This is a genomic window from Methylobacterium mesophilicum, assembly GCF_022179445.1.
Classification (GTDB): domain Bacteria; phylum Pseudomonadota; class Alphaproteobacteria; order Rhizobiales; family Beijerinckiaceae; genus Methylobacterium; species Methylobacterium mesophilicum.
The window spans coordinates 48,515-60,844 of sequence record NZ_BPQU01000004.1; the positions used below are offsets into that span (position 1 = coordinate 48,515).

At 69.9% G+C, this 12,330-nt stretch carries 12 protein-coding genes; 3 read left to right on the forward strand and 9 right to left on the reverse strand.

What is annotated here, in order from left to right; all coding sequences use genetic code 11:
• Nucleotides 1–83: 83 nt before the first annotated feature.
• Entirely contained in the window at nucleotides 84–1,013 is a 930-nt protein-coding gene (locus MFF40_RS06245) for a LysR family transcriptional regulator (protein ID WP_147856608.1), read from the forward strand.
• A gap of 12 nt (nucleotides 1,014–1,025) precedes the next feature.
• Here MFF40_RS06245 and MFF40_RS28820 read toward each other — a convergent pair whose 3' ends face one another.
• The 7 genes from MFF40_RS28820 to MFF40_RS06275 all read right to left on the reverse strand — a co-directional run bounded on the left by MFF40_RS28820 (nucleotide 1,026) and on the right by MFF40_RS06275 (nucleotide 6,842).
• Nucleotides 1,026–1,154 (reverse strand): hypothetical protein, encoded by a 129-nt coding sequence (locus tag MFF40_RS28820; protein ID WP_283206090.1) that lies wholly within the window; start codon nucleotides 1,152–1,154, stop codon nucleotides 1,026–1,028.
• 228 nt (nucleotides 1,155–1,382) lie between these two features.
• Nucleotides 1,383–1,550 (reverse strand): 50S ribosomal protein L33, encoded by a 168-nt coding sequence (gene rpmG, locus MFF40_RS06250; RefSeq protein WP_020092568.1) that lies wholly within the window; start codon nucleotides 1,548–1,550, stop codon nucleotides 1,383–1,385.
• A gap of 106 nt (nucleotides 1,551–1,656) precedes the next feature.
• Nucleotides 1,657–2,847: an MFS transporter gene (locus MFF40_RS06255; RefSeq protein ID WP_238259956.1), complete on the reverse strand. Its 1,191-nt coding sequence runs from the start codon at nucleotides 2,845–2,847 to the stop codon at nucleotides 1,657–1,659.
• The gene (locus tag MFF40_RS06260; protein WP_147856617.1) at nucleotides 2,844–3,593 is read right to left on the reverse strand and encodes an NUDIX hydrolase; all 750 of its coding nucleotides are present in this window, start codon (nucleotides 3,591–3,593) and stop codon (nucleotides 2,844–2,846) included. The genes MFF40_RS06255 and MFF40_RS06260 overlap by 4 nt, the downstream gene beginning before the upstream one ends.
• The gene (locus MFF40_RS06265) at nucleotides 3,544–4,014 is read right to left on the reverse strand and encodes a DUF983 domain-containing protein (protein WP_147856616.1); all 471 of its coding nucleotides are present in this window, start codon (nucleotides 4,012–4,014) and stop codon (nucleotides 3,544–3,546) included. Before MFF40_RS06265 ends, MFF40_RS06260 begins: the two co-directional genes overlap by 50 nt.
• Nucleotides 4,015–4,037: 23 nt before the next feature.
• Entirely contained in the window at nucleotides 4,038–6,365 is a 2,328-nt protein-coding gene (rnr, locus tag MFF40_RS06270; RefSeq protein WP_238259958.1) for a ribonuclease R, read from the reverse strand.
• 138 nt (nucleotides 6,366–6,503) lie between these two features.
• Nucleotides 6,504–6,842 (reverse strand): hypothetical protein, encoded by a 339-nt coding sequence (locus MFF40_RS06275; protein WP_238259960.1) that lies wholly within the window; start codon nucleotides 6,840–6,842, stop codon nucleotides 6,504–6,506.
• Nucleotides 6,843–6,956: 114 nt separating this feature from the next.
• Here MFF40_RS06275 and ydiJ point away from each other — a divergent pair, with 114 nt between their 5' ends.
• Both ydiJ and MFF40_RS06285 read left to right on the forward strand, forming a co-directional pair.
• Nucleotides 6,957–10,043: a D-2-hydroxyglutarate dehydrogenase YdiJ gene (ydiJ, locus tag MFF40_RS06280; RefSeq protein ID WP_238259962.1), complete on the forward strand. Its 3,087-nt coding sequence runs from the start codon at nucleotides 6,957–6,959 to the stop codon at nucleotides 10,041–10,043.
• On the forward strand, nucleotides 10,040–10,990 hold the full coding sequence (locus MFF40_RS06285; protein WP_238259963.1) for a ketopantoate reductase family protein: 951 nt from the start codon (nucleotides 10,040–10,042) through the stop codon (nucleotides 10,988–10,990). The genes ydiJ and MFF40_RS06285 overlap by 4 nt, the downstream gene beginning before the upstream one ends.
• Nucleotides 10,991–11,084: 94 nt before the next feature.
• Here the strand turns inward: MFF40_RS06285 and MFF40_RS06290 are convergent, their stop codons facing one another.
• Together MFF40_RS06290 and MFF40_RS06295 are read right to left on the reverse strand one after the other, a co-directional pair.
• The gene (locus MFF40_RS06290; RefSeq protein WP_147856122.1) at nucleotides 11,085–11,768 is read right to left on the reverse strand and encodes a hypothetical protein; all 684 of its coding nucleotides are present in this window, start codon (nucleotides 11,766–11,768) and stop codon (nucleotides 11,085–11,087) included.
• Entirely contained in the window at nucleotides 11,765–12,214 is a 450-nt protein-coding gene (locus tag MFF40_RS06295) for a RusA family crossover junction endodeoxyribonuclease (protein ID WP_187277822.1), read from the reverse strand. The genes MFF40_RS06290 and MFF40_RS06295 overlap by 4 nt, the downstream gene beginning before the upstream one ends.
• Nucleotides 12,215–12,330 lie beyond the last annotated feature (116 nt).

Genomic DNA, 12,330 nt, shown 5'->3' on the forward strand with positions numbered 1-12,330 from the left:
CCGCCGCCGGTTGTGGCCGGACGGGCGGGCCACTAGGTTTCGGCATCCCAACCTGCGGGGCGCGCACCGCTCGGAATGCCTCCGTGATCGACAAGCTCGACTTCCTGCTCGCGCTCGCCCGCGAGCAGCATTTCGGCCATGCGGCCGAGACCTGCGGGGTGACGCAGCAGACCCTCTCGGCCGGCGTGAAGCAGCTGGAGAACCGCTTCGGCGTGCAGCTCGTGCTGCGCGGCTCGCGCTTCCAGGGCTTCACCCCGGAGGGCGAGCGGGTGCTCGAATGGGCGCGCCGCATCGTGGCCGACGCGCGGGCGATGCACGAGGAGGTCACGGGCCTGCGCCGCGGCTTGACCGGGCACCTGCGCATCGCCGCGATCCCCACGGCCCTGCCGATGATCGTGAGCCTGACCACCCCCTACGGCGAGCGCCACCCGGGCGTGCGGCTCACGGTCGAATCCGCTGCCTCCGCCGACATCTTCTCGCTGATCGAGAACCTGGAGGCCGATGCCGGGCTGACCTACCTCGACAACGAGCCGCTCGGCCGGGTCGTGTCGGTGCCGCTCTACCGGGAGCGCTACCGCCTGGTCACGGCGGACGGCGGCCCGTTCGACGGCCGCGCCAGCGTCACCTGGGCGGAGACCGGCCGCCTGCCGCTCTGCCTGCTGACCCCGAACATGCAGAACCGGCGGATCATCGACCAGCAGATCCGGGACGCAGGCGCCGATCCGGCCGCGACCCTCGAATCGAACTCGATGATCGTGCTGATGACCCACGTGCGCACCCTGCGCTGGGCCTCGATCATGCCGGAGATTCTGGTCGATGCCCTCGGGCCCATGGCGGGGGTGCGGGCGATCCCGATCACCGCCCCGGACCTGGAGCACACGATCGGCCTCGTCGCCCCGCGCCGTGAGCCCTCGACCCCGATGGTGACCGCCCTGGTCGCCATCGCCCGGACCCTGGCGCGGACGCTGGATCCGGAGCTCTCCGGCTTCTCCGGCGCGGCGCCGGATGCGTGAGAGGGGGCGCGTTCAGGCCGGCGCGAACAGGCCCCGCACCAGCCCGCGGACGGCCCGATAGGGAATCAGCGGCAGCTTGAGGACGAGGCGGGCCGTGAGCACCGTCAGGACGGTCAGGATCGTCAGCAGAATTCTGAACACCGTGCGCGCTCCCGTGGCCGGTCCGGCCAGTGCGGAGGGAGACGAATCCCGGCGCCGGGTCAGGCAGCGCCCGGAACGCGGCGAGACTATGGTCCGGCGTCGCCCCGGCGCCGTCCACGGCGCCGGGCAGGATCGTTCGTCACCCCGTCCCGGCACGGCGCGAAAAAAGCCGCCCCGTCTCCGGAGCGGCCTTGCGGTAGCAGCTGGACCGGGATGGGTCCCGCGGGCTTACTTGATCTTGGTTTCCTTGAAGTCGACGTGCTTGCGCGCGACCGGATCGTACTTGCGCATCGTCAGCTTCTCGGTCTGCGTGCGGGAGTTCTTCTTGGTGACGTAGAAATAGCCCGTGTCGGCGGTGGAGACGAGCTTGATCTTGACGGTGACGGCCTTGGCCATGGCGCGGCGCTCCTGCAGGGTGCGGCATTCCGCGTGAGCGAAACGCAAATGGCCGGGAAGGCCCGGCCGAATACGGGCCGGTCAATGCCCGATCGGACCCGGCAGGTCAAGACCGCGCGGCCGATCGCTCCATCGTGGCGAGGCTCAGCGAGAAGGCCAGGAACAGCGCCAGCAGCGCCCACGCGAAGCCGTGCGGCGGCACCAGGTCGAGCCCGCCGCCGATCAGCGGCGGCCCGAGCATCAGGCCGACATTGTACAGCACCACGAAGGCCGCGTTGGCGCCCGCGAGGTCGGAGGCCGGGACCCGGTCGCCCAATGTGGTCAGGCCGACCGTGTAGAGCGTCCCGGCGATGCCGCCCCAGGCGAACAGGACCAGGCCGAGCGCCATCGGCGACCCGGAGGCCAGCGGGATCAGGGCTGAGCCCGTCGCCCCGGCGAGGCCCGCGCCGAGGAGCACCGCGCGCCGGTCGACGCGGTCCGCGAGCCAGCCGAACGGGATCTGGAACAGCACGTTGCCGAGCGCGATCAGGCTGACGAGGCCGGCCGCGCCCTGCGCGTCGTAGCCCAGGCGCAGGCCGTAGAGCGGCAGGATCGCGAAGATCCCGGTCTCCACCGCCCCGTACGCGAGGGCGGCGAGCAGCGCCCCGGGGGCGAACCGGAGATAGGCGAGGATGCTGCGCCCGGAGCCGTGCTCGATGGTCGGCGATAGCCCCCGGGCGAGGACGATCGGAAGGCCGCCGGCCAGCATCAGGGCGGCACCGGTCAGGTAGGGGGGCAAGCCTTCGGTCCCGACCAGCGCCAGGAGCGCCGGGCCCACCGCGAAGCCCGCCGCCAGCACGGTGGCGTAGATGCCCATCACCAGGCCGCGGCGCTCCGGCGGGGCGGCGGCGTTGATCCAGTACTCGGACAGCACGAACAGCGCGCCGAGCGTCGCCGAGAACACGAAGCGCAGCGGAAACCACAGGGCGATGCCCGGCACCATCGGGAAGGCGGCGAGGCTCACCGCCCCCACGACCAGCGCCAGGCAGAGCAGCCGCGCGACGCCGATCCGGGACGCGAGCCGCGGCACGAACGGCACCGTGCAGATGCTGGCGATGCCGGCGACCGCGGTGTTGAGCCCGATCAGCGTGCTCGACGCGCCGCGCCGCTCCAGCTCGATCGACAGGAGCGGGATCGACAGGCTGAGGCCGATCCCGACCACGGTGACGCAGGCGATGGCGGCGGTGATCGCCGCCACGGTGTCCGGCCCGATCCCGCTTGGCGCGACGATCCGGTCCGGTCTTTCCGAAACATTCACAGAGCGACTCGTTCCCGGCGCCCGTAGCGCTCGTAGTGGAAAGGGATCATCCGGTGCGGCGCGAAATCGGCCGCGATCTGCGCCTCCAGATCGTCCAGGATGGCGCGGGTGATGAAGGGCAGGTCGAGCTTGCGCGCCGCGTCGAGGCGGACCCAGGCGAGTTCGGTGAACTCGGCCTCCGGGCTGACCCGGCCGGTCTCCTCGGCCGCGACCATGCGGCGATCGACAGCGAAGAACCGCGTATCGAACCGGCGCACGCGCTTGGGCGGGGTGATCGCCCGGGCCACCAAGTGCAGCGCCTCCAGGTCCGGTAGGATCCCGTGCCGGGCGAAGGCCTCCCAGCCCGTGGGGGCGCTCTCCGGGGGGCCGTGCTCGCTCGTACCGAGCAGCAGGCCGGTCTCCTCGTAGGTCTCCCGGATGGCGGCCAGCGCCAGCGCCCGGCCGAGATGGTGCGGCTGCCGGGAGACCTGACGGGTCAACGCGGCCTCGGCATAGTCGGGCAGGGCGCCGGCCACCGGCATGTGGCGGTCGCCGAGTTCGATCCGGCCCCCGGGGAACACGAACTGCCCGGGCATGAAGGCGAGCCGTGGGTTGCGGCGGCCCATCAGGACCTTCGGGCCGCCCTTTCCGCGCCGGTCCAGCACGATCAGGGTTGCGGCGTCCCGCGGGCGCAGGCGCGCCGGGGACGGCGGCCGCTCAGCGCTGGTCGCGATCTCGGATTCCTGCTGCGGCTCCGGCTGCGGCAAGGCGTGTCTCCTTCAACCCCGAAACGGGGCGGCCCCGCGGTAACGTGGCGAAGCCGTGCATGCCAAGGGCGTATTGCAACCCGACGACGGCACCCTTGACCGGCTGGAGCAACGCGAGAGCGAACAGGAGCGTGAAGACCGGCCAGACGCCCATCTCGACCCACAAGGGGACATCGTAGGCGGTCTCGGTCTCCAGGATCAGGTAGCCGACGATGTGGGCGACGATGAAGATCACCACGTAGGGCGGCAGATCGTCCGCGCGGTGATGGTGCAGTTCCAGCCCGCAGGCGTCGCATTCCGGACGCACCTTCAGGAAGCGCCCGAAGATCCGGCCCTCCCCGCAATGCGGACAGCGGCCGATGAAGCCGCGCGCCATCGCGGGGATCAGGCGGGTGCGCATGGGAATCGCGTCGGTGGCCATGACCAGGGTCTACACCGGGCGGGTCACCGGCGCGAGCCGCGATGGCGCGTACCGGAGTTGCGGATGCCGGGCGGGCGCCCGGAGGGAGCGGCCTTAAACGGGCGGCCGCCGCCGGGCTTCCGGCCGCCGCCATCCTTTCCGCCGGGCCCGGAACGGGTCTTGCCCTCGCTGAGCAGCTCGAACCGGAGCGCACCGGCCACCGGCGCGGCCTCGACCAGGCGGACTTCGACCCTGTCGCCCAATCGGAAGGTCTCGCCGCTGCGTTCGCCCACCAGGGCGTGCCGGGCCTCCTCGTGGCGGAAATAGTCGGCGCCGAGCTGCGAGATCGGCACGAACCCGTCCGCCCCGGTCTCGTCGAGCTTGATGAACAGGCCGGACCGGGTGACGCCCGCGATCTGGCCCGTGAAGGTCGCTCCGATCCGGTCGACCAGATGGTGCGCGATCAGCCGGTCGATGGTCTCCCGCTCCGCCGCCATGGCGCGGCGTTCGGCCGCCGAGATCTGCTCGCCGATCTGCGCGAGTTCGCCCGCCGACACCTCCGCGGGCAGGCCGTCCGCGCCGAGGCGGCAGGCGCTGATCAGCGCCCGGTGGACGATCAGGTCGGCGTAGCGGCGGATCGGCGAGGTGAAATGCGCGTAGCGGCGCAGGTTCAGCCCGAAATGGCCGAGATTCTCGGAGGCGTAGATGGCCTGGGCCTGGGAGCGCAGCACCACCTCGTTGATGAAGGTCGCGTGCTCGCTGCCGGCCACCGACCCGAGGATGCGGTTGAACAGGGCGGGGCGCAGCGCCCCTTCCTTGGGCAGCTTGATCCCGACCGAGGCCAGGACCTCACCGAGCGCCTGCATCTTCTCCTGCGCCGGCTCGTCGTGCACCCGGTAGATCAGCGCCTGCTTGGCCGCCTCCAGGGTCTCAGCGGCGGCGACGTTGGCCTGGATCATGAACTCCTCGATCAGCCGGTGCGCGTCGAGGCGTTCCGGCACGATCACCCGGTCGACCGCGCCCTCGGGCGAGAGCAGCACCTTGCGCTCGGGCAAATCGAGGGCCAGCGGCCCGCGATGGTCCCGGGCTTCGCGCAGGGCCGCGTAGGCCGCCCAGAGCGGGCGCAGCACCGTCTCCAGCAGCGGCGCGGCTGCGGCGTCCGCCTGCCCGTCGATGGCGGCCTGCGCCTGCGCGTAGGCGAGCTTGGCGCGCGAGCGCATCATCACCCGGTGGAACGTGTGGCGGCGCTTCACCCCGTCGGCGGCGACCACCATCCGGACCGCGATGGCCGGACGGTCCTCGCCCTCGCGCAGGGAGCAGAGATCGTTCGAGATCCGCTCCGGCAGCATCGGCACGACGCGGTCGGGGAAGTAGACCGAGTTGCCCCGCTCCAGCGCCTCGCGGTCGAGGCTCGAGCCGGGGCGGACATAGGCCGCGACATCCGCGATCGCGACCGTGACGATGAAGCCGCCCGGATTGGCCGGGTCGGAATCGGGCTCCGCCATCACGGCGTCGTCGTGGTCCTTGGCGTCCGGCGGATCGATGGTCAGCAGCGGGCGATCGCGCCAATCCTCGCGACCCTTGAGCGAGGCAGGGGCCGCAGCGTCGGCCTCGGCCAGGGTCGCGTCCGAAAAGACGTGCGGGATGTTGTGCAGGTGCAGCGCGATCAGGCTGACGGCCTTCTCGGAGCCGAGCGAGCCGAGCCGTTCCCGCACGCGGCCCCGCGGCAGGCCGAAGCGCGTCTCCCGCTCCAGCGAGACGCTGACGAGGTCGCCGTCCCGGGCCTGACCCTCCTCGCCGGGCGGGATCAGGATCTCGCGGCCCTGTGAGCGCTTCTCGACGGGGACGATCCGGCCGCCCTGCGCGCCGGCGCGGTAGACGCCGATGATCTCGGCCTTGTTCTTTCCGATGACCTTGATGACCCGGCCGGTATAGCCGCCCTCGGCGTCGCGCTCGACCCGGACGAGGGCCCGGTCGCCGATCCCGGCGGCCGGGCGGTTGCCCTTGCGCGGGCCGCGGCTCTGCGTGAGCACGATTGCCGGCGGCTTGCCGGTGCCGGTCCACTCCACCGGGACCGCCAGGAAGTCGCCGTGCCGGTCGCGCGAGCGGATGTCGCTCAGCACCACCGGCGGCAGGCGGCCGGCGGTCGCAAGGCCGCCGCGCCCACGATCGAGGCCGCCATCCTCCTCGATCTCCTTGAGGATGCGCTTCAGGTCGATCTTGGCCGCACCCTTGATGCCGAACGCCTTGGCGATCTCCCGCTTGCCGACGGGTTCGGTCGCCTCCGCCACGAAGGCGAGGATCTGCTCGCGGGTGGGGAAGGGCGGGGGAGCGGCGGGTTCGGCCGCCTCTGCGCTGATGCGTGGTGCCAAAAGGTGGTGCCGGACGGTTCTCGAAAAAGGCGTGCGCCCGCGATCGGGCGCCGGACCGCTGATTCGGTCTCGTCACCGCAAGATGGGGTTCCGGCCGGTCCGCGGCAACGGTGGCCGTCGCGTCCTCAACAGGCGCGATCAGCCGGTGGACGCCGATTTGCGGATGTGCTCGACCGCGCGATCGACGTCGAAGGCCGGGTCCAGGATCTCGTCGAGGCCGAACGGGCAGGCGCGGGGCAGGGTCAGGTTCACCTGGCCTTCTTCGGGCGCAAGCTCCGGCGTCTCCGCCTGCTGGATCGCCAGCGTCCAGGCGCCGTCCATGCGCAGGCTCCCGGCCTGCGGCGGGTCGGTGCTTAGGGCGGCGAGCCTGGTCCGGCCGGCCTTGCGGCAGGCGAGGCTCTTGCCGTCGTCGGAGATGAGGGCCGCCTTGATCAGTTCGGCCAGGGCATCCCTGACCCGTTCGACGCTCGCGTTCATGGGCATCCGCTCCGCACCGTCACCACCTTGGCAAGCGGGGTGCCAGCCCGGTTCGCGGCGACGTGACATAAACGCCGATCTTCCCTCGCGAATGGCCGGGTGTAGAACGCGTTGATGATCCCGGTCCTGACCCGCCACACCGAGGCCGTGCCGCTCTATGAGGCGGTGGTCGCCGAACTGCGCCTGCGCGGCTTCGCGGGCGACCTGACCGTATCGGCCGCCGACCGCACGGTCTTTTCCACCGACAACTCGATCTATCAGGTCGAGCCGGGGGCCGTGGCCTTCCCGCGCTCGCGCGACGACCTCGTGCGCATCGCCAAGCTGCTGGACGACCCGCGCTTCACCGAGATCGTGATCCGCCCCCGCGGCGGGGCCACCGGCACCAACGGCCAGTCGCTCGGCCACGGCCTCGTGGTCGACACCTCGCGGCACATGAACCGCATCCTGGAGATCGACGTCGCCCGCCGCATCGTCCGGGTCGAGCCCGGGGTGGTGAAGGACCAGCTCAACCGGGCGCTGGCCGAGCACGGCCTATTTTTCGCGCCCGAACTCTCGACCTCGAACCGCGCGACCATCGGCGGCATGATCTCCACCGATGCCTGTGGGCAGGGCTCCTGCCTCTACGGCAAGACCCGCGACCACGTGCTGGCGCTGACCTGCGTGCTCGCCGACGGCACGGTCTGGGAAGCCGAGCCGATGGACGAGGCCGGGCTCGCTACCGTGAAGGCGCGCAACGACCGGGTCGGAGAGATCCACCGCACCGTCGATACAATCGTCACCGAGAACGCGGCGCTGATCGCCGAGCGCTTCCCCAAGCTCAACCGCTGCCTCACCGGCTACGACCTCGCCCACCTGCGCGACGCGGACGGCCGGTTCGACCTCAAGAGCGTGATCTGCGGCTCCGAGGGCACCCTGGCGCTGATCGCCGAAGCGCGGCTCAACGTGCTGCCGATCCCGAAGGCCTCCGTGCTGGTGGCGCTCTCCTACGTGGATTTCGACGCCGCCCTGCGGGACGCCCAGGCGCTGCTGCCGTTCGGCGCGGCTTCCGTGGAGACCATCGATTCCACCGTGCTCGGTCTCGCCCGCCAGGACCCGATCTGGGCCGAGGTCCGCGCCTTCTTCCCGGACGATCCCGCCGGCCGGCCGGTCCACGGCATCAACCTGGTGGAGTTCGTCGGCGACGACGCGGATGCCGTGGATGCTGCCCTGGCCCGGCTCACCACGGTGCTGGAGGCCGAGCGCGGCACCGACACCAAGCGCCTCGGCTTCACCATCGCCCGCGGCGGTGCCATCGAGACACTCTGGACCATGCGCAAGAAGGCGGTGGGCCTGCTCGGCGCCGCAAAGGGCGATGCGCGCCCGATCCCGTTCGTCGAGGATACCGCCGTGCCGCCGGAGCGGCTCGCCGACTTCATCGCCGAGTTCCGGGCGCTGCTCGACGCCAAGGGGCTGCGCTACGGCATGTTCGGCCATGTCGATGCCGGCGTGCTCCACGTCCGCCCGGCGATCGACCTGAAGGATCCGAACCAGAACGCCCTGATCCGCGAGGTCACCGAGGGGGTGGTCGCGCTCACCGCCAAGTATGGCGGGCTGCTCTGGGGCGAGCACGGCAAGGGCTTCCGCTCCGAGTTCGTGCCCGCGACCTTCGGGCCGCTGATGCCGGCGCTGGAGGCGGTGAAGCGCGCCTTCGACCCGGGCGACCGGATGAACCCGGGCAAGATCGCCTCGGCCCGGGGCGGCGCGCTCACCCGGATCGACGGCGTGCCCCGCAGGGGCGAGCAGGATCGGACGATCCCGTCGCCGGTCCGGCAGGATTTCGACGAGGCCCTGCACTGCAACGGCAACGCCGCCTGCTTCAACTACGATCCGGACGACGCGATGTGCCCGTCCTGGAAGGCGACGCGGGAGCGCCGGCACTCGCCCAAGGGCCGCGCCTCGCTGATGCGCGAGTGGCTGCGCCTGGCGTCACAGGCGGGGATCGACCCCGCCGCCGAGCTGAAGCGCCAGCGCGCCGGCTGGCGGGCCGATTTTTTTGCGACTTTGCGGAGTGCTGTCCGGCGCGCGCCCGACGACGGCGATTTCTCCCACGCCGTGAAGGAGGCGATGGACGGCTGCCTCGCCTGCAAGTCCTGCACGGGCGCCTGCCCGATCAAGGTGGACGTGCCGACCTTCCGGGCGAAGTTCCTGGCGCTCTACCACGCCCGCTACGCCAGGCCCTTGAAGGACCACCTCGTGGCCGCGCTGGAGCCGCTTCTGCCGCTGGCGGCCCGGCTGCCGCGCCTGAGCAACGCGGCCCTGGCCAACCCGCTCGCCCGGGCGCTGCTGGCCAAGGCCGGCCTGGTCGGGATCCCGGCCCTGTCGCCCATCGACCTGAGGGCGCGGCTCGCCGAACTCGGCGTCGCCACCGCGACCCCGGAGGCGCTGGCCCGCCTCGCCCCGGCCGAGCGTGAGCGCGCGGTGCTCCTGGTGCAGGATGCGTTCACCAGCCATTTCGAGGCGGCCCTGGTGGTGGATGCCTGCGCGCTCCTGATCGCCCTCGGCTTCCAGCCGTGGCTCGTGCCCTACCGGCCGAACGGCAAGCCGCTGCACGTGCACGGCTTCCTGGCCCGGTTCGCCGCGGTGGCGCGGTCCAACGCCGCGATGCTGCGGGCGCTGGCTCGCTCGGGCGTGCCGCTCGTCGGCCTCGACCCCTCGATGACGCTGACCTACCGGTCCGAATACGCCCAGGCGCTCGGCGCCGATGACCTGCCCAAGGTCCAGATCCTGCAGGAATGGCTCGCCACGCAACTCGACCGGATCGCGCCCCGGCCGGGCAACGCGACCCTGCGGCTGCTGCCCCATTGCACCGAGCGCACCAACGCCCCCGGCGCGGTCCGCGACTGGCAAGCGGTGTTCACCCATCTCGGGCTGCGGCTCGACGTGCCGGCAGCGGGCTGCTGCGGCATGGCCGGGACCTATGGCCACGAGACGCGCAACCGCGCCACCTCGGAAGCGATCTACGGCTTGAGCTGGGCGCGCCACGTCGCCGAGTCCCCCGGCGGTACCCTGCTGGCGGACGGCTATTCCTGCCGGTCCCAGGCCAAGCTGATCGACGGCGCGCGGCTCCGCCACCCGGTCCAGGCCCTCCTCGACCATGTGCGGACGAGCGCCGTCGGCGCCGCCCCGTTCCATCCCGAGCACGCCGCGGCGGCGGCGCGATGAAGGTCGCGATCCTCGGGGCCGGGGCGGTCGGCTGCTATTACGGGTTCCTGCTGGCCCGGGCCGGCCACGCGGTCACGCTGATCGGCCGCCCGGCCCTGGTCGCGGCCGTCGAGGCCGACGGGCTGGTGTTGGAGAGTGCGGCCGGGCGCGAGACCCTCGCCGTCCGGGCGACCACGACGGGCGACGGCGTCGCCGGGTCCGATCTGGTGCTGGTCTGCGTCAAGTCGGGCGACACGGAAGCCGCCGGGGCGACCATCGCCCCGCATCTCAGCCCCTCGGCGACGATCCTCAGCCTGCAGAACGGCGTCGACAACGCCGAGCGCCTGGGCGCCGTGCTCGGGCGGCCGGTGGTGCCGGTGGCGGTCTACGTCGCCACCGAGATGGTCGGGCCGGGGCGGGGCCGGCACAACGGCCGGGGCGACCTCGTGCTCGGCGCCTCGGCAACGAGCGAAACCATCGCCGCCGCGCTCATCGCCGCCGGGATCCCGACCACCGTCTCGGAACGGGCCTTGGACGCGCTCTGGGGCAAGCTGATCCTGAACTGCGCCTACAACGCCCTGTCGGCCCTGACCCAGTTGCCCTACGGCCGCCTTGTACAGGGCGAGGGCGTCGTCGCGGCGATGACCGACGTGGTGCAGGAATGCGTCGCGGTGGCGAACGCCTCGGGCGTGACGGTACCCGACGACATCCTCGACACGGTGCTCGCCCTCAGCACCAGCATGGCCGACCAGCGCTCCTCCACGGCCCAGGACCTCGCCCGGGGCCGGCCGAGCGAGATCGACCACCTCAACGGATACGTGATGCGGAGAGGCGCGGCCCTGGGCATTCCGACGCCGGCCAACCGGATGCTGCACACGCTGGTCAAGTTGGTTGAGGGAGGTGATATTTCGCGGGTTGTCCCGTCCGCGTCCCACCCTTCTCAAGCTATCGGACGGTCTAGTAGCTGACAGGGTAGCCAGTTTCAAATGAACAAGCCTGACCCAAAGCGGATATGTGGCTTTCGAGAGACTTGATCACGAGAGCAGACCTGTCGCTCCTGGCTCACGCAGCCTCGGCAAGATCATGCGTAATCGTTTCCAGGTCACGGATGAGCTGAGCGACATCATTGGCCGGTACAACCGTTTTGAGGCCGCCGTGAACAACGGCGTTTCTCAGGCTGGTCAACTCCCGAAGCCTACGAGCATCAACCTCTTTCAGATATCCCATCTCTGCAAGCGTCTGAACAGCCTGAACTGGAGACAAAGGTCGCGCCCTGGTCGTCTCCCCCTGGGGCGTGACCAACCGAGCAATCGCTTCGAGAAGCGACCATGCAATCACCAGTGCCGCTCGCTCGTGCCCGCTTTCCAGCAACGTCCGAGCCTCCGCGATGCCGGACGCTAGCTCACTTGCCGTTGGTGCGGACAAGTCCGTCCTGACTTCGACGGGCGGTGCCACATAGAAAACTCGGAACTCCCAGCCCTTCTGGGCTTCGACGAGGTTTGCTATTTTAGCCAGGCTCTCTCCTTGTGCGTCGTGCCGACGTGCCTTGATTTCGATTACGACCCCGCCATCCGGACCAATGCCCAGCGCATCGGGACGGTAGCCTTTGAGAAACTCGGGAATTACTTGTGGCGACGGTTGGATGTAGAATTTCCAGCCCCGCTTTTCTGCATCCTTCTGCAATCGTCCCAAGAGACCGTCGATCTGGGTGGCAAATGCCTTTGCCTCGGAAGGCTGATACGTCATGCTGCTTCCCTCCAACTCAGATCGTCGTCAATTCTGATATATACGACTGGCGGCCCAGCCCTGGCCGCTTCCTCCAATTTTTCAGTAATAGAAGCGAACTCGACGATTATTCCCGGCTCAATTTTTTGAGCTATGACGCGCTCGATCACTCGATCGTCCAGATAAACGACTTCCAGCATGCCGTCGAGTATGAGCTTGACGATGTTGTCGATATCCCCTTCCATAGTACTAGGTGAAAAATACAATATCTTCACGGCGATCGGCCGATCGTCAAGCAAAGTAAATTCGCGATGCGCGTCGATGCAATCCTTTGCCGCCCGCCGCACCATCAGTTTCCATTCCTCTTTCGCTTTCACGTTTTTGGATTGGTGCGAACGAGGAGTCTCTTGGATCATGAACTCAATCGGAAACGGCAGCACAAATTCATCGTCGATCTCATCGCCCATTGCCGCCTGCCAAGGTCGCCTACCAACAGGCATCACTAGCATTTTGGCGATATCGGGTCACCGACACTTTCGTTTCACTTGCGATCATCCCGGCTGTTTGGATGAGCAATTAAAAT